Source organism: Bradyrhizobium sp. UNPF46 (genome assembly GCF_006658625.1).
In the GTDB taxonomy this organism is placed as follows: domain Bacteria; phylum Pseudomonadota; class Alphaproteobacteria; order Rhizobiales; family Xanthobacteraceae; genus Bradyrhizobium; species Bradyrhizobium nitroreducens.
In genome coordinates this window covers 1-21,704 of the sequence record NZ_LFJB01000095.1, presented here as the reverse complement: position 1 = coordinate 21,704, position 21,704 = coordinate 1, and the positions used below count along the sequence as shown (strand labels likewise).

The window sequence follows — 21,704 nt, the reverse complement described above, 5'->3', positions numbered from 1 at the left end:
ACACCGGTTCGCGTGAAGAAAACGCGTCAAAACAAGAATCTAGAGCTTCGGTTCTGATTCAATCAGAACCGAAAATGCTCTAGCGTCGGGCACCCAGAGCAGAGGGGCGGACCTTAGCGCCGCACCGCGTTCCCGCCGACCACCACCTGCGCGAACCGCTGCGCGCCGTCGGCCGACAGATCCGACGTCACTGCGCGCGCATGGTCAAGCCCGACCACGGCGCCGCGCGGAGTTTCCGAGATCATGTTGTTGTTGACCAGCGCGATGCCGGCACCCGGCACGACGGAGACGCCGACGCCGGCCAGCGCCTTGCGGATCACGTTGCCGGTGATGGCGATGTCGCGCAGATATTTGCCCCAGCCGGCGACGATGCCGTAGGACGGCGCGTTCTCGATCACGTTGCCGGTCACGGATGTGTCGGCCTCGACGTAGATGCCGACGCCGGCGTCGTCGTCGGGCGCGGTGCCTATGGGGCGCTTCGGAAGCAGGTTGCGGATGATGTTGCCCTGGACCACGGCGATGCGGCCGCCTTCGTTGAAATTGCAGACGGAGACGCCCACGGCGGCACCGTCCACGGTGTTGTTGGCGATCACCGCGGCCTCGAACGAAAACTCCGAATAGAGCGCGACCTCGCGCACGCCGCTGACGCTGTTGCCCGATATCTGGATGTTGGAGGCCGAGTTGCCGCGCACAGCCGAGTAATCGCAGTTCTTGATGCGGTTGCCGCGCACGATCACGTTGCCGGCGCGGAAGGCGTTGATGGCATTGCCGTACTGGCCGGAGCCGCCAGGGCCGGCCTTGATGTCCTCGATGCGGTTGTCGGCAACCAGCGTGCCGTCGTCGCCGATCGCCGTGCGCAGGATCTCGATGCCGTTGTCGTTGGTGCCGAGAATCGTGTTGCGGCAGACGCCGAGGCCTTTGGCGTCGAACGAGACCACCGCCGTCACGGCGATGTCAGTGAAGATGTTGCCGGAAATGTCGCCCGAGACCTGCTCGAGCCAGATGCCGCTGCCGCCCGAATTCGTGATCTCGCAATCGGTGATGCGAACGTCGCGCCCGCCGAGGACATGGATCAATCCGCGCCGGGTCGGCAGCGCAATGCTGGCGCCGTCGAAGGTGATGCCGGTGAGGCCGATGGAGTCCGCACCGTCGCCCTGGATCGCCGAGGCCCCGCCGGTGAAGATGAATTTGGTCGCGCCGCGGACGCCGATCAGTTGCGCGCCGTTCGGCAGCCGCAGCATCCCGCTGCGGTAAACACCGGGCGGCAACGCCAGCGGCATCTGCGCCCGCGCGGCCTCGTCGATCGCGCGCTGGAGCGCGCGCGTCTGGTCCTCGCTGCTGCCGGGCCGCACACCATATTGCGTGGCATCGCGGCCGAGCAGGGACGTCAGCGGCGCCCCGCGCGCGGCATCAGCCGGCATGGCGAGCGCGCCGGCGATGCCTGCGGTCGATGCTCCGATGAGATTGCGGCGATTGAGGTCCATGACGCGTCCTCCGGCGGACGCGGGGGTCCGCGAGGACTAGGTAGCGCAGGGCCGGCGAGGGCGCGGGGATTGTTCGCGGTAGGGTTAAATGTTTACCCCAGCGGAGGTGCCGTAGGCTGGGCAAGGCGCAAGCGTGCCCACCAAAGCTCACGCGAGGCGAAGTCGTGGGCACGGCGCAAGGGCGCCTTTGCCTACCCTACGAAACTACGAAACCTGCGTGTTCCGCTGTTTCCTCGCCAACCCCACCAGTTCCATCAGCATCGCTTCCCCGGCATCCACCAGTTCCTCCAGCGTGATCCGGGGCGCGCCCTTGCGCCGCACCGCGCCGCTGCGCGCAAGCAGGGGGATATGGATGAAGGCCGCAAGCTGCGGCCCGCCGGCCCTCACGTTCTCGATCGCGCGCCAGCTCAAATAGTTGCAGAGATAGGCGCCGGCATCGCGCGAGGCACGCGCGTCGATGCCGGTGAGGCGCGCGGCGCGCAGCAGTCTTGCCGTGTGCGGGCCGAACATCATGGCATCTGCGTGGCCTGCGATGCCGCGCTTGCTCGAACGCGTGTTGGCGGCATCGGGCCAGAGCATGGTGACGGCGTTGCGCGCGCGGGTCTCGATACGCAGGTACGGCGTGCGCGCGGCAAGGCCGAACATCAGCAGCGCGTCCGGCTTCGCCTTCTTGAGCAGGTCGGGCAATTGCCGGTCGACCGCGGCGTAGGTGACCGGGAAGATGTGGCTCGACAGCTCGACATCGTCGAACGCCGGACGGCGCAGTTGCGCGAGCCGCGCGACCAGCGGCTGGGTCGGATTATAGGGCGCGCCGGGGAACGGCCCGAAGCCGGTGAGGAGAATGCGGAGCTTGTCGCTCATTGCAACAGCTCCAGGATCTGCTCGGCGGCCAGCGCCGGGGTGAGATGGCCCTCGGCGACCTCGGCCTCGATCTTCCTGACCTTGGTGCGTACCGATGCCTCGCTGCGCAGCCGCGCCAGCATGCGCTGCTCCAGCATCGACCACATCCATTTCACCTGCTGCTCGCGGCGCCGCGCGGCGAAATCGCCGGACGCGTTCATCGCCTTGCGATGGTCGAGGACCTTCTGCCAGATTTTTGCGATGCCGTCGCCGGTCAACGCCGAATAGGTCTCGACCGGCGGATGCCAATGCTCGGATCGCGGTGCCAGGATATGCAGCGCGCCGCGATAATCCGCCGCCGTGATCTTGGCGCGCTTGAGGTTGTCGCCGTCGGCCTTGTTGATCGCGATCATGTCGGCGAGCTCGACCAGGCCCTTCTTGATGCCCTGCAGCTCGTCGCCGCCGCCCGGCAGCATCAGGGCGAGAAAGAAATCGGTCATGTCGCAGACGGCGGTCTCGGACTGGCCGATGCCGACGGTCTCGATCAGCACGACGCCGAAGCCGGCGGCCTCGCAGAGCAGCATCGCCTCGCGCGTCTTGGCGGCGACGCCGCCGAGCGTGCCCGATGAGGGTGAGGGCCGGATGAAGGCATCATCGGAGGCCGACAGCCGCGCCATGCGCGTCTTGTCGCCGAGGATCGAACCGCCGCTGCGCGCCGAGGACGGATCGACCGCGAGCACCGCGACCTTGTGGCCCTGCTCGATCAGGTAGGTCCCGAGCGCATCGATGGTGGTGGATTTGCCGACGCCGGGCGAGCCGGTGATGCCGACACGAAACGCCTTGCCGGTGTCGGGCAGCAGCGTCTGCACCAGCTCCCGCGCCAGCGCCTGGTGGTCGCCGCGCCGGCTCTCCACCAGCGTGATGGCCCGGGCGAGGGCCGCACGATTGCCGGAGCGGAGGTCGCGGGCGAGGGAAGTGATGTTCGGCGGGGCCTTCTTCTCAGTCATGCCCTGCTTTACAACGCCTGGGCGGAGCAGGCGAGGGCCCGCCCACCGCATATCACCGGGATGTTGCCGCGGCCGTCTGCACCGGCTTCACCTTGCGCCAGACCCACACCATCACCGGCCACAGCAGCGCTCCGATTGCCATCGCGGCGAGGATGGCGGCGACCGGGCGCTCGAAGAACGGCAGGATACTGCCGTCCGACTTGATCAGCGAGGTCACGAAGGCCTGCTCGACCATGGTGCCCATGACGATGCCGAGCACCATGGCGGCGACAGGATAGCCGTTCGCCTCCATGACATAGCCGATCACGCCGAAGGCGGCGACGGTGACGACACCGAACATGTTGTTGCCGATCGCGAACGAGCCGACCGCGCAGCACAGCATGATGATCGGCATCACGGTGGAGCGCGGCGCCAGCAGGATGTAGGCGGCGACGCGGATCATGGCGATGCCGAGCGGGATCATCAGGATGTTCGCGATGATGAACATCAGGTAGATCGCGTACATGCTCGACGCTTTTTCGGTGAAGAGCGTCGGGCCCGGATTGAGGCCCTTCATGTAGAGCACGCCGATCGCAATCGCGGCGATGGTGTCGCCGGGAATGCCGAACAGCAGCGAGGGCACCCAGCCCGAGGCGATGCTGGCATTGTTGCTGGCGCCGGCCTCGACCAGGCCTTCGACGTGGCCGGTGCCGAATTTTTCCGGCTCTTTGGAGAAGCGCTTCGACATCGCATAGGAAACCCATGCGGCCATGTCGGCGCCGGCACCCGGCAGCACGCCGATGATGATGCCGACGATGTTCCCGCGTGTCATCTGCCAATGATATTTCTTGGTCAGCTTCCACTGGCCGGCCATGATGCTTCCGAATTTTCGCCGCGGCAGCGGCGGCGGTTCGGGCGTCAGCATCGCGCGCATCACCTGCGCCACCGCGAACACGCCGACCAGCGCCGGGATCGGCTCGATGCCGCCGAACAGATCGGTGAGGCCGAAGGTGAAGCGCGGCATGCCGCCGGGATTCTCGATGCCGACGCAGGAGACTAGCAGGCCGATGAACATGCCGGCGATCGCCTTCACCGGCGAGGAGCGCGCCACCAGCGTGGCGCACATCAGGCCGAGCAGCGCCAGCCAGAAATATTCGAAGGTCGAGAACGACAGCGCGATCTCGGCGAGCGGCGGCGCCAGGATCATCAGCGACAGCACGCCGGCGATGCCGCCGACGGCGGAGAACCAGACGCCGGCGCCCAGCGCGAGTTCGGCTTGGCCCTTGCGCGTCATGGCGTAGGCTTCATCCGCATACGCCGCGGAGGCGGGCGTGCCGGGAATGCGCAGCAGCGCGCCGGGGATGTCGCCCGAGAAGATCGCCATCGAGGACGCCGCGACGATGGTCGCGATCGCCGCGATCGGCGACAGATAGAAGGTGACGGGAACGAGCAGGGCGGTCGCCATCGTCGCCGACAGGCCCGGCAGCGAGCCGATCACGAGGCCATACACGGAGGCTGCGAACATCGCGATGATGACCTCCCAGGTGGAGATCAGCGCGAATGCTTCAATCAGGGTCTTGAGCATGGGGATTACCAGGGCGTCGGCAGCAGGCCGGCAGGAAGCGGAACGCGCAGCAGCTTGCCGAAGATGAGGTGAATGGCAAAGGGCGAGAGCGCCGCGAGCGGCAGGGCCAGCTTCCACTTTGCTCCCAGCGCGGTCGAGGTGACGTAGACCATAAGCGCCGCGGTGATGATGAAGCCGAGCCGGTCGGCGGCGACGACGTAGAACAGCAGCAGCGCCGGCGGCAGCAAGGCGCGCAGGCCGTAGAGCTTGCCTTGCGGCGGCGACGGAGCGGCGGCCTGGCCGTCCTCCAGCGGGATCAGCTCTTCCTCCTCCTCGAAGGAGTGCCCGATCCCGAACACGATCGCGAGCCCGCACAGCGCAAGGCCGCTGCCGATCACCAGCGGAAACACGTTGGGGCCGACCGGCTGGCCCGGCACCGGCGGCAGCAGCCAGCCGCCATAGGCGGCCGCAGCACCGAGCACGACGAGAAACGATCCCGTGACGGAGTCGGGAAGACGCATGAGAAGGGTCCTGTCAGAATTCCGGGAAGGGCGCACCCTCTCCCCGCGTGCGGGGAGAGGGTGGGGTGAGGGGGGCTCTCCGCGGGGACGGTGAAAGTTGCATTCGCGGAGACTCCCCCTCACCCGGATCGCATCTGCGATGCGATCCGACCTCTCCCCGCAAGCGGGGAGAGGTGAAAACATCACGCCTTGCTGAGGCCGGCCGCCTTCATCGCCTCGCCCATCTGGGCGTCGCCCTTGTCCATGAACCCGGCGAACTGGCCGGCATCGCCCCAGACGGTGCCGAAGCCGCGATTGCTCATGAAGTCCTTGAACTCGGCGGAGTCGTAGACCTTCTTCAGCGCCGCGGTCAGCTTGGTTGCGATCTCCGGCGGCAGGCCCTTCGGCGCGCCGATGCCGCGCCAGGCGCCGGTCGCGTAATCGATGCCCATCGCTTCCTTCAGCGTCGGCACGTCCTTGAACACCGGATTGCGCGCCGGCGCCATGATGGCGAGGCTCCTCGCCTTGCCCGCCTCGATGATCGCGCGCGCCTCCGGCACCGAGCACGTCGTGAGGTCGAGGCCGCCGGCGGCGAGATCCTGCATCGCGGGCGCGGCGCCGTTCGACGGCACCCAGGCGACCTGGTTTGCGGGCAGGCCCATCGCCTGCATCCAGCCGACCAGCGCCAGATGCCAGATGCCGCCCTGACCGGTGCCCGACGCCTTGAACTTGCCGGGAGGCGCAGCCTTGATCGCTTCTGCGAGCTCCTTGACCGTCTTGTAGGGCGAGGAGGAAGAGACCTGGATGCCCGGCGGATCCTCGTTCATCAGCGCCAGCGGCGTGTAGCTCTTCGGCGTCAGCTCGGTGAGGCCCTGCCAATGCATCATCGAGATTTCGACGGTGAGCATGCCGATGGTGTAGCCGTCGGGCTGCGCGGTCGCGATCGCGCTATGGCCGACCACGCCGGAGCCGCCGGTGCGGTTGACCACGTTGAAGGGCTGGCCGAGGTCCTTTTCGAGCAGCGCGGCGACGATGCGCGCGGTCGCATCGGTTCCGCCGCCCGCGCCCCATGGCACGACCACGGTGACCGGACGGGCCGGATAGGCCTGTGCGAGTGCGGGCTTGAAGCCAAATGCGGCGGATGCCGCAACAGCGGCGGTCGAAGCCGCAAAGGTGCGGCGCGAAATCTTGGACATTGAATGCCTCCCAGCGGCGCCCGTGACGTCGGGCGCTCTTGTCAATGGCGACATTCTAGTCGGCTTTGCAGCACCGCCGCAAGGTAGCGCTACCAAGGAGATCGACATGTTGTGTGAAAACAGCATGCCCGTCGGATAGGCCGTCGGAAATCGGGTGGGTTTTGCCTGCGCGCTTCGCCAACCTGAGCGCGTACCGAAAGCCAAAGGCAAGCCGTCGATGACCCAAGCCCATTACAGCGCCGTGCTGGATCGCCCGCTGGACGAAGTCTGGTCGCTCATCCGCGACTTCAACAACTATCCCGCCTATATCGACGGCGTGAGCGAAAGCGTGATCGAAGACGACAAGCGCGGCGACGAAGTCGGCGCCATCAGACGCTTCTGCTATCTCGGAAACTGGATCCGTCAGCGCCTGGTCGATCATTCCGACCGGCAGCACACTCTGACTTATGCCGGTCTCGAAGCGTTGCCGTATCCGCAGGACGATGGAAGCCAGCCGCCGGCGCCGACACGCTATCAAGGTACCATGCATCTGCGTCCGATCACCGAGGGCAACCGCACCCTCATCGAATGGTCGGTCGCCCTCGAGACCGAGCCTGCGGACGCCGATCGCTGGCAGGCCCTGTTTGCGTCCTGGCTTCCGGATTGGACGGATTCACTGGCACGAACGCTGGCACGATCCGGCTAGAGCGTTTTCGAGCGAAGTGGACACCGGTTCGTGTGAAGAAAACGCGTCAAAACAAGAATCTAGAGCTTCGGTTCTGATTCAATCAGAACCGAAAATGCTCTAGCAGTCTGCTGAAAATCTATCGTTTTGGTCGGATTTTCGTGATTCAGTGATTTGCGTCGGGTCTCGGAGGTTGGGATGCGTGGCAAGTTCGAAGATCAGGGTGGGCTTTTTTCCTATGTGTCGCCGGAGGCGCGGGTGCCGAAGGACCACCCGTTGCGCAAGATCCGAGAGCTTGTGCGTAAGGTCCTGCATGATCTGAACAGGACATTGAGCGGGCTGTATTCGAAGGAAGGTCGTCCCTCGATCCCGCCCGAGCAATTGCTTAGCGCCCTGTTGCTGCAGGCCTTTTATGGCATTCGATCGGAACGGCAGTTGATGGAGCAACTGGACTACAATCTGCTGTACCGCTGGTTCGTGGGGCTTTCGCCGGACGATCCGGTCTGGGACCCGACGACGTTCACGAAGAACCGCGCCCGGCTGGAGAACGGCGAGGTGTTCTCCAAGTTCATGACGAAGCTTCTGAACCATCCGGATGTGAAGCCGCTGCTGTCGAGCGAGCACTTCGCGGTGGATGGCACGTTGATCGAAGCCTGGGCGTCACACAAGAGCTTCCAGCCGAAGGACGGCTCGGGTGGCGACGACAATGGCGCCAACTTCCACGGCGAAAAGCGCAAGAACGAGACCCATGCAAGCGTGACCGATCCCGACAGCCGGCTGTACCGGAAGGCGCAGGGCAAGGAAGCCAGGCTCTGCTACATGGGCCACGTCACCATGGAGAACCGGAACGGTCTGGCGGTGGCCGGCCGGGTCACGCATGCGACAGGGACGGCGGAGCGCCGCGCCTCGGAGGAGATGCTCAAAGCCAAGGTCAAGGAAGCCGGCGTCCGTATCACGGTCGGCGAAGACAAGGCCTATGACACCGCCGATCACGTCGCCAATCTTCGAGCGATCGGGGTGACGCCGCATGTGACCCAGAACCAGGCCTTTACCAAAACCGGCAAAAGCCGCAAGAGCGCCATCGACGAACGAACCACCCGACATCCGGGTTACGGCATGTCGCAATCTCGCAGGCCCATGATCGAATGCATCTTCGGATGGGGCAAGCAGCACGGCACCATGCGCAAGACCAAACATCGCGGCTGCGCCCGCGTGCTCGGCGACTTCCTGCTCAACCTGATTGCCTATAATCTCGTCCGAATTCCCAAGCTGATCGCGGCTTGAGGCCGCCGATCGGGGCGGCAATTGCCGCTCCCACGAAAAACTCCCGGCAAAATCCCCCATCGGCGCCAAATCACCGATGGCTTTGCCGGATTTTCAGCAGACTGCTAGCGATCGCTCACGGCTCGTCAGCATCGCCCTTCGGCCGCGCGCCGCCGAAGATGCGCGTGCCTTCGGCGGTGAGGTAAGGCTTCAGCGTCTCCCACGGCACGAAGGCGACGTATTCGCCCTCGGCATAGGGGCCGACGGCGTAAGGCGGATAGTGGAAGGTGAGGCCGGAGCTCTTGCCTGCTTCAGTCGAGGGCGCGAGCGTCACCGCGCCGATCTTGAGCAGGCTCGGCTTCAGCTCCTTGAACCATTCGTCGGTCGCGGTCTCGCTGGCGTCGCGCTTCTTCTTCTCCGCCTTGAGCGAGGCGATGATGGCCTTCACCATCGCCTTCATGGTCGCCCCGTTGTCGGCGGTCTCGGTGAAGAACGGGCGGATCGAGATGCGCTTGTTGTCGGTCTTGTCCCACAGGATCGTGTTGACGTCGGAATTGGGATGCGCGCCGCGGGTGTTCATGTAGTCGTTGCGGAGGATGCTGACATAGCGGTCGGCGACGACCGAGCGGATCTCATATTTGCGCTCGAAATCCCAGCCGCCGTCCTTGAAGAACTGCGGGTCGGCTTTGCGCGCCGCGGCAGCCTCCGCGGCATTCTTGTCGAGCCATTTCTTGCCTTCAGCGAGGCAATCCGCCGCCAGCGCCGGATCCGCCTTGATCTTGTCGTCGAGGAAGACGCGCGCCTCGATGCTCTTGGTGTTGATGACAACATCGGGCTTGGGGTCGGCTGCGAGGGCTGGACCGAACAGCGCGCAGCAAGCCGTGGCGACGGCGAGCGCGCGCATGAACGTTTGCGCGGGAAACATCACGCGAATTCCTTCCTGTCGAAAAATAGGCGGCGAAGCTACTCAGCGGCCTCGCTATGCCCGAGCCGGGCATTCAGCTTGCGGATCAGCTCCTCGGCGGCGTCGGCGATCACGGTGCCCGGCGGGAAGATGGCCTCCGCACCTGCCGCGTAGAGCGCATCGTAATCCTGCGGCGGCACCACCCCGCCGACGATGATCATGATGTCGTCGCGGCCCTGCTTCTTCAGCGCGGCCTTCAGCTCCGGCACGGCGGTGAGGTGGGCCGCCGCAAGCGAGGAGACGCCGAGGATGTGCACGTCGTTCTCGACCGCCTGCCGCGCGGCCTCATCGGCGGTCGCGAACAGCGGCCCGATGTCGACGTCGAAGCCGATATCGGCAAAGGCCGACGCAATCACCTTCTGGCCGCGGTCGTGACCGTCCTGGCCGATCTTGGCGACCAGGATGCGCGGGCGGCGGCCTTCGGCCTCCTCGAAGGCGTCGATCAGCGCCTGAACCTTCTCGACCTGGTTGCCCATGCTGGACGCCTCCCGCTTGTAGACGCCGGTGATGGATTTGATCTCGGCGCGGTGCCGGCCGAACACCTTCTCCATCGCGTCCGAAATCTCGCCGACCGTCGCCTTGGCGCGCGCCGCGTCGATGGCGAGCGCGAGCAGATTGCCGTTGCCTTCACCGGCCGAACGCGTGATCGCGGCGAGCGCGGCGTCGACGTCCTTCTGGCTGCGCTCGCTCTTCAGCCGCGTCAGCTTGTCGATCTGCAGGCGGCGGACATTGGTGTTGTCGACCTTGAGAATGTCGATGGGGACTTCGTCAGTCGGCTTGTACTTGTTGACGCCGATCACCGCCTGCTTGCCGGCATCGATCCGCGCCTGGGTCTTGGCCGAGGCCTCCTCGATGCGCAGCTTGGGCACGCCGGCTTCGATGGCTTTCGCCATGCCGCCGAGCTCCTCGACCTCCTGGATGTGGCCCCAGGCCTTGGCCGCGAGGTCGCGCGTCAGGCGCTCGACATAATAGGAGCCGCCCCAGGGATCGATGATGCGGGTGGTGCCGCTCTCTTGCTGCAGGAACAGCTGGGTGTTGCGGGCGATCCGCGCCGAGAAGTCGGTCGGCAGCGCCAGCGCCTCGTCGAGTGCGTTGGTGTGCAGCGACTGGGTGTGGCCTTGCGTCGCTGCCATCGCCTCCACGGTGGTGCGCATCACATTGTTGAACACATCCTGCGCGGTCAGCGACCAGCCAGAGGTCTGGGAATGCGTGCGCAGCGACAGCGAGCGCGGGTCCTTCGGGTTGAAGGGCTTCAGCAGCTTCGCCCAGAGCAGGCGCGCGGCGCGCAGTTTTGCGACTTCCATGAAGAAGTTCATGCCGATCGCCCAGAAGAACGACAGGCGCGGCGCGAAGCGGTCGACGTCGAGGCCGGCGGCGAGACCAGCGCGTAAGTATTCGACGCCGTCGGCGAGCGTATAGGCGAGCTCGAGGTCCTGCGTCGCGCCGGCCTCCTGCATGTGATAGCCGGAGATCGAGATGGAATTGTATTTCGGCATCCTCGTGGAGGTGTAGGCGAAGATGTCCGAGATGATCCGCATCGAGGGCGCGGGCGGATAGATATAGGTGTTGCGCACCATGAACTCTTTCAGAATGTCGTTCTGAATGGTGCCCGACAGCTTCTCCGGCGGTACGCCCTGTTCCTCGGCCGCGGCGACGTAGAGCGCGAGGATCGGCAGCACCGCGCCGTTCATGGTCATGGACACGCTCATCTGGTCGAGCGGAATCCCTGCGAACAGCGTGCGCATGTCGTAGATGGAGTCGATGGCCACACCGGCCATGCCGACGTCGCCGCCGACGCGCGGATGGTCGGAATCGTAGCCGCGATGGGTGGCAAGATCGAAGGCGACCGAGAGGCCCTTCTGTCCGGCCGCGAGATTGCGGCGATAGAACGCGTTGGAATCCTCCGCCGTGGAGAAGCCGGCATATTGCCTGACGGTCCATGGCTGGTTGACATACATGGTCGGGTAGGGGCCGCGCAGGAACGGTGCGATGCCCGGATAGGTCTCGAGGAAATCGAGCCCGGCAAGGTCGGCCTCGCCATAGGCCGGCTTCACGAGGATGCCCTCCGGGGTCAGCCAGGGCTCGGCGCTGCCGGCTGGAGCAGCGGTGGTTGCTCGCTCGAAGGCAACGTCTGCAAAGTTCGGAATGCGGCTCATGGCTTCAACCATATCCTCAATCATGATCCGGATGCTGATGGCTGACGATCGTCGCCATCTTCTCCGGTCCGTAATTCTGTTGCGTGGTCTGGCTCGGCAGATTGGCGATGCCGACAACCCAGCCGAGACGGGACTCTGTGCCAAACTGCCGCGTCGGGATCACCCGGTCGGGGCGGTCGAAGGCGCCGGTCATGATCTCGATCCGGTCGCCGTCGATCCGGCCAAAGCTCAGCGGCGTGCCGCAGGCAGCGCAAAAGCCGCGCTCTGCGATGGTTGAGGAGCGGAAGAACGACGGCTTCCCCTTGGTCCAGGAGAAGTCGGTCTTGTTGATGTCGGCAAAGGAGGCGAAGGGCGCGCCGGCCGCCTTCTGGCACATGCGGCAGTGGCAGATCGAAACCCTGTTCGGCGCCGTCGTGACGCCGAAGCGCACCGCGCCGCATTGGCAGCCGCCGGTGAGCACGGGTTTACTGGTGTCGGTCATGCCTGCTCCATCCGTCGATAGGCGTCTTGCAGCGTGGCAAGCGCATCGCCTCCGGCGAAGACAAAACCCGTGACGCCGGCGGCCCGCAGCGCCGCCTCGGCTTCCGTCGGGCGGCCTGCCAGATAGATATGTCGGCCGCCTGCGGTTTGCAGGGCCTTCGCGGCAGGTTCCGCCTGATCGGCGTAGACCTTGTCGCTGGAACACAGACAGGCGAGCTCGGCCCCGGAGGCCTTGAAGGCTGCAGCCAACTTCGCCGGATCGGCAAAACCCTCGCTGTCGATGGCCTGAATGCCGCCGGCTTCGAAGAAGCTCTTGGCGAAGGTCGCGCGCGCCGTGAAGTCGGCGGGCGTGCCGAGACTGGCCAGGAACACTCTTGGCCGCGACCCGCGCGCCTTCAGCACCGCATCGGATTTGTCGCGCAGCGCCTCGAACGGTTCCGCGAGCCGGATCGGCGGCAGCGGCTCGAACTTGTATTTTTGCTCGCCGTACGGAGCCAGCACGACCGGCGTCGCCGTCAGCACGGTGGCTTCGCTCTCGTGCAGGTTCGGAAACTCGCTGGCGCCGGTCAGCACGTCGCGGCGTTTTGCGATGTTGGCGTCGCGCGCCTTTCGCACGGCCGCGACCTTGCCCTGGAACAGGCCCTGCTGAAGCGCGGCAAAGGCGCCGCCGGCCTTTTCGCTCTCCTGGAACAGCGCCCAGGCGGCCCCGCAAAGCTGCGCGGTCAGCGTCTCGATGCCGCCGGCGCCCGCCGCGGGATCGCTGACCTTGGCGAGGTTGCTTTCCTCCAGCAAAAGAAGCTGCGTGTTGCGCGCCACGCGCCGCGCGAACGGATCAGGCAGGCCGAGCGCCAGCGTGTGCGGCAGCACGGTGATCGCGTTGGCGCCGGCGAGCCCGGCCGCGAATGTCGCGATGGTCGCGCGCAGCATGTTCACATAAGGGTCGCGCTGCGTCAGCATGCGCCAGGCGGTGTCGGCGGCGATGAACAGCGGTTTGGGCGTCAGGCCGCACGCCGTTTCGATTCGCGCCCAGAGCAGCCGCAGCGCGCGGAATTTGGCCATGGTTAGGAACTGGTCGGCATCGGCGGCAAGCCGCGCATAGACCATGCCCTGCGCGGCTTCCAGCGGAATGCCGGCGCCTTCGATCGCGCGTAAGTAGGCGACGCCGCAGGCGAGCACGAAGGCGAGCTCCTGCGCCTCGGAGCCGCCGGCATCGTGGATGACGCGTCCGTCGGCGGAGGCGAACGGTCCCTTGAAGCCGAGCCCGGCGAGGCCCTTGATGGCGCCCGTGATCGCGGGGGCGATCTCCTCCCAGGTGTAAGGGCTGTGGCCCCACACCGCGCCGGCCGCGAGCGGATCGAGGCCGAAGCGAATGTTGCAGGCGGCGGGATCAAGGCCGTTGCTCTTCACATATTCTGCGATATGGATCGCGGCCATTCGCGATTGCGGTCCGATCTCGAGTTCGATGCCGATGCCGGCGTCGAGGTGAACGTCCTTCAAGACCTTTGCGACCGCCTCGGCCGAAGGTTCCAGGCCGAAACCACGCGCGCCATTGGCGCCGGCGAACACCAGCGCGAGCCCGGTCGCGCCGTTCTCCAGGTCCTGCAGCGCCTGCGCATTCGCGAGCGCCGCATCGGGATGGTCGATCCGCTGCATGATCTGCCAGGGCGCGGTCGCGTCCCGCCCGACCACGGGCGCAACGCCCTTGGCGCGCGGATAGAGCGGCTCGATCTTGAGTGCATCATAGGTCTTGCCGACCAGCTTCTCGAACGGCGCGCCCTTCAAGACGCCATCGACCAGCTTGCGCCAGTCTTCGATGGTCGCCTTGGGAAAATCGGCCGCCAGCGGCAGGTCGTCAGTCACGGAGGTCATGCGGCCAAGGGCTCCCAAACGTCTTGTTATTCGCAGGCGAATTTGCCACGGCGGACCGTCCCTGCAAACGGTCGTTTTTGGTTAACCGGTATCCGGAAGCCGCTCAATGCCTTGCGTCGAGACGCTGGCGAGCCCGTCACGCACACGAATGCCCGAGATAACGCGGTCCGGCGCGATTTCGGCCAGCGGTACCAGCACGAAGGCGCGCTCGAACAGGCGCGGATGCGGCAAGGTCAGGTCGGGCTTCTGCAGGCTGATATCGTCATAGGCGATCATGTCGAGATCGAGCGTGCGCGGCCCCCAGCGCCGATCCTTCTCCCGCGTCCGGCCGAATTTCTGCTCGATCTTCTGCAGCACGAACAGCAGCGCATGCGGATCGAGGTCGGTCTCGATCTCGATGCAGGCATTGATGAAGGGCTCCTGGTTCTCGTCGCCCCAGGGCGGCGTGGCGTAGTCCGAGGAGCGGGCGATCAATGCGGCCTGCGCCATGCCGCAGATATGGGCGATCGCCTTAGCGAACGTCGTGCGGACATCGCCGACATTGCCGCCCAGCGCAATCAGCACGCTCGCCATGTCAGGGATGCCGCGATCGCGTCAGCATGATGCCGACGTCGTCGAAGATCGCCGCGATCGGCGCGTGCGGCTTGTGCACGGTGATCTTCACGGCGCGGATGCGCGGGAAGTGCGACAGGATGGCGTCGGCGACCGCGCCGGCCGCGCGCTCCAGAAGCTTGTAATTGGTATTCTTGAACGCCGCCGTTGTCGTCGCCACGACGTCGGCGTAGGACACGGTATCGGCGAGCCGGTCGCTGCGCGCGGGCTCCGACAGGTCGGTATAGAGCTCGAGGTCGATGACGAAGCGCTGGCCGACCTCGGTCTCGTGATCCATCACGCCGTGACGGGCGTGGATCGACAGGCCGGTGACGAAGATCGTATCGGTCATTGCTTGCCCTCGATTGCGTTCGCCACACGCAGCGCCTGCAGGGTCTCGGCGACGTCATGGGTCCGGATGATCTTGGCGCCGCGCTGAGCGGCGATCAGGTGCGCGGCGATCGAGCCGGCGAGCCGCTCCTTCGGCTCCGACGGCGACACCGAGGCGATGAAGCGTTTGCGCGAGGCACCAACCAGGATCGGCAGGCCGAACATCTCGAATTCGCGCAAGCGCGCCAGCGCGGTCATGCTCTGCTCGGCGGTCTTGCCGAAGCCGATGCCGGGATCGAGCACGATCCTGTCGCGCGCGATGCCGGCCTTTGCGGCGATATCCAGCGAACGCAGGAAGAACGTCTTCATGTCCGTGATGATGTCGATGGCGGGATCGGCATCGTCGCGGTTGTGCATGACGATGACCGGGACGCCTCTTGCGGCCACCAGCGGCGCCATGGCGGGGTCGCGTTGCAGGCCCCAGACGTCGTTGGCGATCGCCGCGCCCTGGTCGAGCGCGTAGGCCACCACCTCCGCCTTCATGCTGTCGATCGAGACCGGCACGCCGAGGGCGACGACGCCTGCCAGCACCGGCTTCAGCCGGGCGAGCTCGTCGCTCGCCGTTACCGCCTTGGCGCCCTTGTAGGGCCGGGTGGATTCCGCGCCGATGTCGATGATGTCGACGCCGGCCTCGATCATCGCCCGCGCCCGCGCGAGCGCCTGCTCGGGCGCGATGAACTCGCCGCCATCGGAGAAGGAGTCCGGGGTGATGTTGAGCACGCCCATCACCGCCGGGACGGGCCGCTCCAGCAGCGTCCGCAGCACGTCGGGCCCGGCCGAGCCGGCCGGCGGGACGGATGGGGAGGGCGAGGCATTCATGCGGGTGGCTTTAGCGGGCGGGGAGGGGGAGTTCAAGACAAGACGTTGCCCTCTTGCCCCGGACGCAGCGCAGCGCTTCTTCAGCGATGCGCCGAAGAGCCGGGGCCCATATCACCGAGAGCTGGTTGTGGGGCATGGGTCCCGGCTCTGCGCAGCAACGCTAAAGGGCGCTGCAGCGCGTCCGGGACACGAGACACAATGCGGCTAATACGTGATCTTCGGCTGCAGCTTCTTCGCCTTGGCGATGATGTCGCCGACCGACTTCTCCGTGGGGAGGATGCGCAGCAGCTTCTTCTTCTCGTTGGCGTCGCGCATGCTCTGGGCGAGCCTTGCCGGATTCCGATAGGCGAGCTCGCGCACGGTGGTGACGCCGGCGGCGCGGACCAGGCCGACCTTGGCGCGGCCCATGCCGGGGATGCGCATGTAGTCGGACACGTTGGCCCATTCCAGCAGCAATTGCTCGCTGATGCCGGTCTTGGCGGAAAGCGCCTTGCGGCCCTTCACCGTGCCGGCCGCCTCGAGCAGCGCATCGGTGGTGCGGATGCCTTGCGCCTTCAACTTGTTAGCGGCAAAGACCGACAGGCCCTCAATCTCGGAGATGGGATATGTCATGATACTCGATATGAAATGCGACAGCTTCAGGCGAACTGGCCGAGGCCTGGCGTCCCCGCAATGATCTTGCCCATCTGATCTGCTCCGATTTTGTCTCGGCCGTAGCGGAAAAGTTCACGGGCGACGTTTTGAATCTCGGACATGCCGAGCCCGAGGCCCATCAGGCGCGTGCCGACCGCCATCAGGCCGCCGCCCATCAACCGCGACAGTCCGCCACCGCTCCTGGATGCCTCGATTGCGGCTTCCGCTCCGGGGATCTGATCGATCAGGGCCTGCACGCTGTCGGAAGGACCCTCGTTGCGGAGGAAGCCCAGGATAATGCCGACGGTCTTTTCAGCGACAGCACTATCTATGCTGGCGTTTGTCGCCAGCCGCCCGATCAGTTCGTCCATAAGGCCCGCCCCTCAGCCGGTTTGCTTGCCGGAGTATTCTTTCGAAAATGATCTTGAGCCGGTGTGATGTGAAATTCAAGCGATGAACGCGGGCGTCGTCGCGATTCATCTTCGAACGCGCGAAAAGTGTTGCAGCGGTGCACGAGCGGAGATGGAATCGGCGAAAAATTGCCGCGTTGCGAACAGCTCGGTCCTACTTTCGGCTGATCCTGTCCGTCTGTTTCCGACGATGTCGCATGGTTGGAGCGCGTTGAACCGTTTTAATCGGTGCGCGACATGCGTTAAACTACGGAACTGGAGCATTCGAGTTTCGGCACGCGAAACCCGGCGAGAAGAGATCAGAGAGAATAATGACCGCACAGGACAGCAAGCTCGGCGATACCGACGACAAGATCTTCGTCGGCAAGGGAGAGGAGCAGGCCTGGCTGACGCTGGCGCTCGCCAATCGCCACGGCCTCGTCACGGGTGCAACCGGAACCGGCAAGACCGTGACGCTGCAGGTGATGGCGGAAGGATTTGCGCGCGCCGGTGTTCCGGTCTTCGCCGCCGACATCAAGGGTGACCTCTCCGGCATCTCCGAGGTCGGCGTGCCCCAGGACTTCATCGTCAAGCGTGCCTCCGCAATGGGGCTGAATTTCCAGCCCGATCAGTTCTCGACGGTGTTCTGGGACGTGTTCGGCGAGCAGGGGCATCCGGTGCGGGCGACCGTCACGGAAATGGGACCGCTTCTGCTTGCGCGCATGCTCGATCTGAACGATGTGCAGGAAGGCGTGCTCAACGTCGCCTTCCGCGTTGCCGACGACGCCGGCTTGACCCTCATCGATATGAAGGATTTGCGCGCGCTGCTCGACGCCATCGTGCCCGATAGCGGGAAGAAGGGGGCGGATGCGGAAGAGGATCCGCTCGCCGCCATCCGCAAGGCCGCGCAGGGATTCGGCAACGTCACCAAGGCCACCGTCGGCACCATCCAGCGCCAGCTTCTGGTGCTGGAGAACCAGGGCGGTACCAAATTCTTCGGCGAGCCGGCGTTGACGCTGAAGGACTTCATGAAGACCGACCGCGACGGCCGTGGCATGGTCAACATCCTGGTCGCCGACAAGCTGCTCCAAAGCCCGCGGCTTTATGCGACATTCCTCTTGTGGATGCTGTCGGAGCTGTTCGAGGAGCTGCCCGAGGCCGGCGATCTGCCCAAGCCGAAGCTGGTGTTCTTCTTCGACGAGGCGCATCTGTTGTTCAACGACGCGCCCAAGGCGCTCATGGACAAGATCGAGCAGGTGGTCCGCCTGATCCGCTCCAAGGGCGTCGGCGTCTACTTCGTGACGCAGAACCCGGTCGACGTCCCCGACCGCGTGCTCGGACAGCTCGGCAACCGGGTGCAACACGCGTTGCGCGCCTTCACCCCGCGCGATCAGAAAGCGGTCGCGGCTGCGGCCCAGACCTTCCGGCCCAACCCGAAGCTCGACACGGCCAAGGTGATCATGGAGCTCGGCAAGGGCGAGGCGCTGGTCTCCTTCCTCGAAGGTAACGGCACCCCTTCCATGGTCGAGCGCGTGATGATCCGGCCGCCGTCGGCGCGCATCGGGCCGATCACGCCGGACGAGCGCAAGGCGATCATGGCCGCAAGCCCGGTGAAGGGCAAATACGACACAGCGGTCGATGCCGAGTCCGCCTACGAGATGATCCAGAAGCGCATTGCCGGCACGGCGGCGACCGCTGACGGCCAGGCTGACGGAAGCGGCGGCGGCCTTCTCGGCCAGATCGGCTCGATCGTCGGCTCCGTGTTCGGCACCAACGTCAAGCGCGGCCGGCTGTCGACGGGCCAGGTCATTGCGCGGGACGTGACGCGATCGGTCACCAACCAGGTGATCGGCGGAATGGCGGCCAATATCGGCAAATCGCTCGGCGGCCAGCTTGGCGGCTCGATCGGCCGCACGCTGGTCCGCGGCGCGCTGGGCGGATTGCTGCGGCGCTAGGCGGACCGCCACCCGCACAAATTCCGGTGAGGGGCTCTCCAAGCCTCCGCCGGTCTGCTACGTCCTGTTCGCCGCCGAACAGGACCACTCCGTGACCTCGCCCGCCCCGCTCGCCAAGCCCGACGCGCCAAGACGCCTGTCGCTGCGCGCGCCGCTGGATCTGCTGTTTCTGTTCTGCTGCGTCCTGCTCACCGCCGACGTGCTGGTTCCCGAGATCTTCGGCAGCGGCAAGACCAAGGATTACCCGCTGTGGTACTGGGTCGGGCAGCAGGTCTTGCAGGGTGAGCCGCTCTATCCCGCGACGGCCATCGAGTATTTCGACTACATCTATCCGCCGCCTCCGGCGATCCTGCTGGCGATCCCGAGCTGGTTCGGCAAGATCCCGCTTTACGTCGTCCTGTCGATCCTGAATGTCCTGGCGTGGTGGTACACCGGAACGCTCTCCCACGTCATGACCGGCTCGGACCGCAAGCCGGGTCCCTGGCTGGAAGCGCTGCCCGCTGTCGTCACCGTTCCCCTGGTGTTCGACATGTTCGACCTCGGCCAGCCCAACCTCGTCCTGCTGGCGATGGTGCTGTTCGGGTTCTGGGGCCTGCGGCATCAACGGTCATGGCTCGCCGGCTTCATGTTCGCGCTCGCCACCGCGATCAAGGTGTTTCCCGTCGCGGTGCTGCCCTATCTGCTCTGGCGGCGGAAGTGGGCGGCCGTCGTCAGCATGGTCGCTTTCACCGGCATCCTTCTCTACCTCGTGCCGGCGCCGATCCGCGGCTTCGAGCGCAACGCGGCCGAGCTTGCGACCTGGTATCAGGGCATGGTTGGAACGAGCTCGGAAAAAGGCTTCGGCCAGCGTGACGAGCAGAACTGGTCGTGGGTCAACCAGTCCCTCATCGCCGTCACGCACCGCCTAGTTCGTCCGATCAACTTCAATCAGGACGATCCCGGCAAGCCGCCGCGCACGATGAACATCATCGACGTCGATTACAGGACGGCGAACTGGATCGTGCTGGCGATGTCGGCCCTGCTCGGGCTCGGCTTCCTCGCGGTGATGCCGCGGCAAGCGCGGCGAACGGCGCGCTCCGATGCCGAGGAGCTCGGCATCCTGTTCTGCCTGATCACGGTGGCCTCGCCCTTGGCACGGCAATACTACTTCGTGTGGCTGTTCTTCCCGATGACGGTGTTGATGCATCGCGCCGCCTTCGACGAACGGGCGAAGGTGCGCCTCGGAACCTGGCTCGCACTCGGCGCGGCCGGCGTTCTCCTGCTGCTGGCGTTGCCCTGGTTTCCGACGGTTCTCCAGGCCTGGGGCAATAACCTCGCCGCGACCGCCGTTCTTGCAGTCAGCCTCGCATGGCACATCCGCCATCCGCCGGTTGCGGCTGGCACCCCGCCTGCGACGGGGTTAAAACCCGCAGATCTCGTGAAGCCGTCTTAAGTCTCAAACGTCAGGAATCCGACCATGGCCAATGCGCAGCTTCAATCCGTGCTCGATCACATCGACAAGGATTTTGACAACAGCCTGGAGCGTCTGTTCGCGCTGCTGCGGATCAAGTCGATTTCCGCGGATCCGGCCTTTGCCGGCGATTGCAAGGCCGCGGCGGAGCATCTCGCCAAGGACATCGCAAGCCTCGGCGTCGCCACCGAGGTGAGGCCGACCGCGGGCCATCCCGCCATCGTCGGCAAGACCGGGGCGGGCGGACGGCCGCATGTGATCTTCTACGGCCACTACGACGTGCAGCCGGTCGATCCGCTCGATCTGTGGCACCGTCCGCCGTTCGAGCCTGTCGTGACCGACCATGCCGACGGCCGCAAGATCATCGTCGCGCGCGGCGCCGAGGACGACAAGGGCCAGGTGATGACCTTCGTCGAGGCCTGCCGCGCCTGGAAGAAGGTCACGGGATCGCTGCCGATCGACGTCACCTTCCTGATCGAAGGCGAGGAGGAGGTCGGCTCGAAGAATTTCGTGCCCTTCATCGAGGCCAACAAGGACGAGTTCAAGGCCGACTACGTGCTGGTCTGCGACACCGGCATGTGGGACCGCGACACGCCGGCGATCACGACCTCGCTGCGCGGCCTGCTCTATGAAGAGCTGAAAATCACCGCCGCCAATCGCGACCTGCATTCCGGCGTGTTCGGCGGCAGCGCGATGAACCCGATCCGCGTGCTGACCAAGATTTTGGGCGGGCTGTTCGACGACGACAACCGCATCACCATTCCCGGCTTCTACGATGGCGTGAAGGACACGCCGACGGACATCCTGGCCCAGTGGAAGAAACTCGATTTCACGCCCAAGACGTTCCTGGAGCCGATCGGGTTGTCGATTCCCGCCGGCGAGAAAGGCCGACTTCTGATCGAGCAGGCCTCGACGCGTCCGACCTGCGACGTCAACGGCATCTGGGGCGGCTATATCGGCGAGGGCTCCAAGACGGTGATTCCGTCGCACGCCTCGGCGAAAGTCTCGTTCCGCCTGGTCGAGGGCCAGGATCCGCAAAGGATCCGCAAGGCCTTCCGCGACTACGTGACGGCGCGGCTTCCGGGCGACTGCAAGGTCGAGTTCGGCGACCATTCCGCCGGGCCCGCCATTGCGCTCGACTGGAACATGAAGCCGCTCGCCGCCGCCAGCAAGGCGCTGACCGAGGAATGGGGCAAGGAGACCGTGCTGATGGGTTCGGGCGCCTCGATCCCGATCGTCGCCGACTTCAAGCGCACGCTCGGCCTCGACTCGCTGCTGGTCGGCTTCGGCCTCGACGACGACAACATCCACTCGCCGAACGAGAAGTACGATTTGCGCAGTTTCCAGAAGGGCATTCGTTCGTGGGCGCGAATTCTCGCTGCCCTGGCGGACGTGAAGTAGGCACGGTGTCGTAGGGTGGATTAGACTAGAGCATTTTCGGTTCTGATTGAATCAGAACCGAAGCTCTAGATTCTTGTTTTGACGCGTTTTCTTCACGCGAACCGGTGTCC

At 65.5% G+C, this 21,704-nt stretch carries 20 protein-coding genes; 5 read left to right on the top strand and 15 right to left on the bottom strand.

The window, feature by feature from the left end; all coding sequences use genetic code 11:
* Positions 1-113: 113 nt before the first annotated feature.
* From UNPF46_RS32770 to UNPF46_RS32745, 6 genes are all read right to left on the bottom strand, one after another.
* Positions 114-1,484 (bottom strand): TIGR03808 family TAT-translocated repetitive protein, encoded by a 1,371-nt coding sequence (locus UNPF46_RS32770; protein ID WP_142252825.1) that lies wholly within the window; start codon positions 1,482-1,484, stop codon positions 114-116.
* A 204-nt stretch (positions 1,485-1,688) separates the two neighbouring features.
* On the bottom strand, positions 1,689-2,345 hold the full coding sequence (locus tag UNPF46_RS32765; protein WP_142252824.1) for a pyroglutamyl-peptidase I: 657 nt from the start codon (positions 2,343-2,345) through the stop codon (positions 1,689-1,691).
* Entirely contained in the window at positions 2,342-3,331 is a 990-nt protein-coding gene (gene meaB, locus UNPF46_RS32760; RefSeq protein WP_142252823.1) for a methylmalonyl Co-A mutase-associated GTPase MeaB, read from the bottom strand. The genes UNPF46_RS32765 and meaB overlap by 4 nt, the downstream gene beginning before the upstream one ends.
* A 52-nt stretch (positions 3,332-3,383) precedes the next feature.
* A complete protein-coding gene (locus UNPF46_RS32755) occupies positions 3,384-4,895 on the bottom strand; it encodes a tripartite tricarboxylate transporter permease (protein ID WP_142252822.1) in 1,512 nt (503 codons plus the stop codon).
* Positions 4,896-4,900: 5 nt separating this feature from the next.
* Positions 4,901-5,395, bottom strand: coding sequence for a tripartite tricarboxylate transporter TctB family protein (locus tag UNPF46_RS32750; protein WP_100180848.1), 495 nt, complete (start codon positions 5,393-5,395; stop codon positions 4,901-4,903).
* A 182-nt stretch (positions 5,396-5,577) separates the two neighbouring features.
* Positions 5,578-6,570 (bottom strand): tripartite tricarboxylate transporter substrate binding protein, encoded by a 993-nt coding sequence (locus tag UNPF46_RS32745; protein ID WP_142252821.1) that lies wholly within the window; start codon positions 6,568-6,570, stop codon positions 5,578-5,580.
* A 154-nt stretch (positions 6,571-6,724) separates the two neighbouring features.
* Here UNPF46_RS32745 and UNPF46_RS32740 point away from each other — a divergent pair, with 154 nt between their 5' ends.
* Both UNPF46_RS32740 and UNPF46_RS32735 read left to right on the top strand, forming a co-directional pair.
* A complete protein-coding gene (locus UNPF46_RS32740) occupies positions 6,725-7,255 on the top strand; it encodes an SRPBCC family protein (RefSeq protein WP_246668791.1) in 531 nt (176 codons plus the stop codon).
* A 177-nt stretch (positions 7,256-7,432) separates the two neighbouring features.
* Positions 7,433-8,518: an IS5 family transposase gene (locus UNPF46_RS32735; RefSeq protein ID WP_142252820.1), complete on the top strand. Its 1,086-nt coding sequence runs from the start codon at positions 7,433-7,435 to the stop codon at positions 8,516-8,518.
* Between the two features lie 115 nt (positions 8,519-8,633).
* On the opposite strand, the gene UNPF46_RS32730 is transcribed toward UNPF46_RS32735, so the two are convergent.
* The 9 genes from UNPF46_RS32730 to UNPF46_RS32690 form a co-directional block, all read right to left on the bottom strand.
* Complete coding sequence (locus tag UNPF46_RS32730) at positions 8,634-9,422, bottom strand: RsiV family protein (protein ID WP_181770227.1); 789 nt, start codon at positions 9,420-9,422, stop codon at positions 8,634-8,636.
* 38 nt (positions 9,423-9,460) lie between these two features.
* Positions 9,461-11,617, bottom strand: coding sequence for a methylmalonyl-CoA mutase (scpA, locus tag UNPF46_RS32725; RefSeq protein WP_142252819.1), 2,157 nt, complete (start codon positions 11,615-11,617; stop codon positions 9,461-9,463).
* Between the two features lie 16 nt (positions 11,618-11,633).
* Positions 11,634-12,098 (bottom strand): GFA family protein, encoded by a 465-nt coding sequence (locus UNPF46_RS32720; RefSeq protein WP_142252818.1) that lies wholly within the window; start codon positions 12,096-12,098, stop codon positions 11,634-11,636.
* Positions 12,095-13,966: a methylmalonyl-CoA mutase family protein gene (locus UNPF46_RS32715; RefSeq protein WP_142252817.1), complete on the bottom strand. Its 1,872-nt coding sequence runs from the start codon at positions 13,964-13,966 to the stop codon at positions 12,095-12,097. Before UNPF46_RS32715 ends, UNPF46_RS32720 begins: the two co-directional genes overlap by 4 nt.
* An 81-nt stretch (positions 13,967-14,047) precedes the next feature.
* The gene (folK, locus tag UNPF46_RS32710; protein WP_142252816.1) at positions 14,048-14,539 is read right to left on the bottom strand and encodes a 2-amino-4-hydroxy-6-hydroxymethyldihydropteridine diphosphokinase; all 492 of its coding nucleotides are present in this window, start codon (positions 14,537-14,539) and stop codon (positions 14,048-14,050) included.
* Position 14,540: 1 nt separating this feature from the next.
* The gene (gene folB / locus UNPF46_RS32705; protein WP_100180855.1) at positions 14,541-14,909 is read right to left on the bottom strand and encodes a dihydroneopterin aldolase; all 369 of its coding nucleotides are present in this window, start codon (positions 14,907-14,909) and stop codon (positions 14,541-14,543) included.
* Positions 14,906-15,766 (bottom strand): dihydropteroate synthase, encoded by an 861-nt coding sequence (gene folP, locus UNPF46_RS32700; RefSeq protein ID WP_100180856.1) that lies wholly within the window; start codon positions 15,764-15,766, stop codon positions 14,906-14,908. Before folP ends, folB begins: the two co-directional genes overlap by 4 nt.
* 204 nt (positions 15,767-15,970) lie before the next feature.
* Positions 15,971-16,378 carry a DUF4332 domain-containing protein gene (locus UNPF46_RS32695; protein WP_142252815.1) on the bottom strand — a complete coding sequence of 136 codons (408 nt, stop codon included), beginning with the start codon at positions 16,376-16,378 and terminating at the stop codon, positions 15,971-15,973.
* A 26-nt stretch (positions 16,379-16,404) separates the two neighbouring features.
* A complete protein-coding gene (locus UNPF46_RS32690; protein WP_100180858.1) occupies positions 16,405-16,770 on the bottom strand; it encodes a hypothetical protein in 366 nt (121 codons plus the stop codon).
* A 350-nt stretch (positions 16,771-17,120) separates the two neighbouring features.
* Here UNPF46_RS32690 and UNPF46_RS32685 point away from each other — a divergent pair, with 350 nt between their 5' ends.
* The 3 genes from UNPF46_RS32685 (at position 17,121) to UNPF46_RS32675 (ending at position 21,594) form a co-directional block, all read left to right on the top strand.
* Complete coding sequence (locus tag UNPF46_RS32685) at positions 17,121-18,743, top strand: helicase HerA-like domain-containing protein (RefSeq protein ID WP_142252814.1); 1,623 nt, start codon at positions 17,121-17,123, stop codon at positions 18,741-18,743.
* 91 nt (positions 18,744-18,834) lie between these two features.
* Entirely contained in the window at positions 18,835-20,175 is a 1,341-nt protein-coding gene (locus tag UNPF46_RS32680) for a glycosyltransferase family 87 protein (RefSeq protein WP_142252813.1), read from the top strand.
* Positions 20,176-20,199: 24 nt separating this feature from the next.
* Positions 20,200-21,594 (top strand): M20/M25/M40 family metallo-hydrolase, encoded by a 1,395-nt coding sequence (locus tag UNPF46_RS32675; protein ID WP_100180861.1) that lies wholly within the window; start codon positions 20,200-20,202, stop codon positions 21,592-21,594.
* Positions 21,595-21,704: the final 110 nt, after the last annotated feature.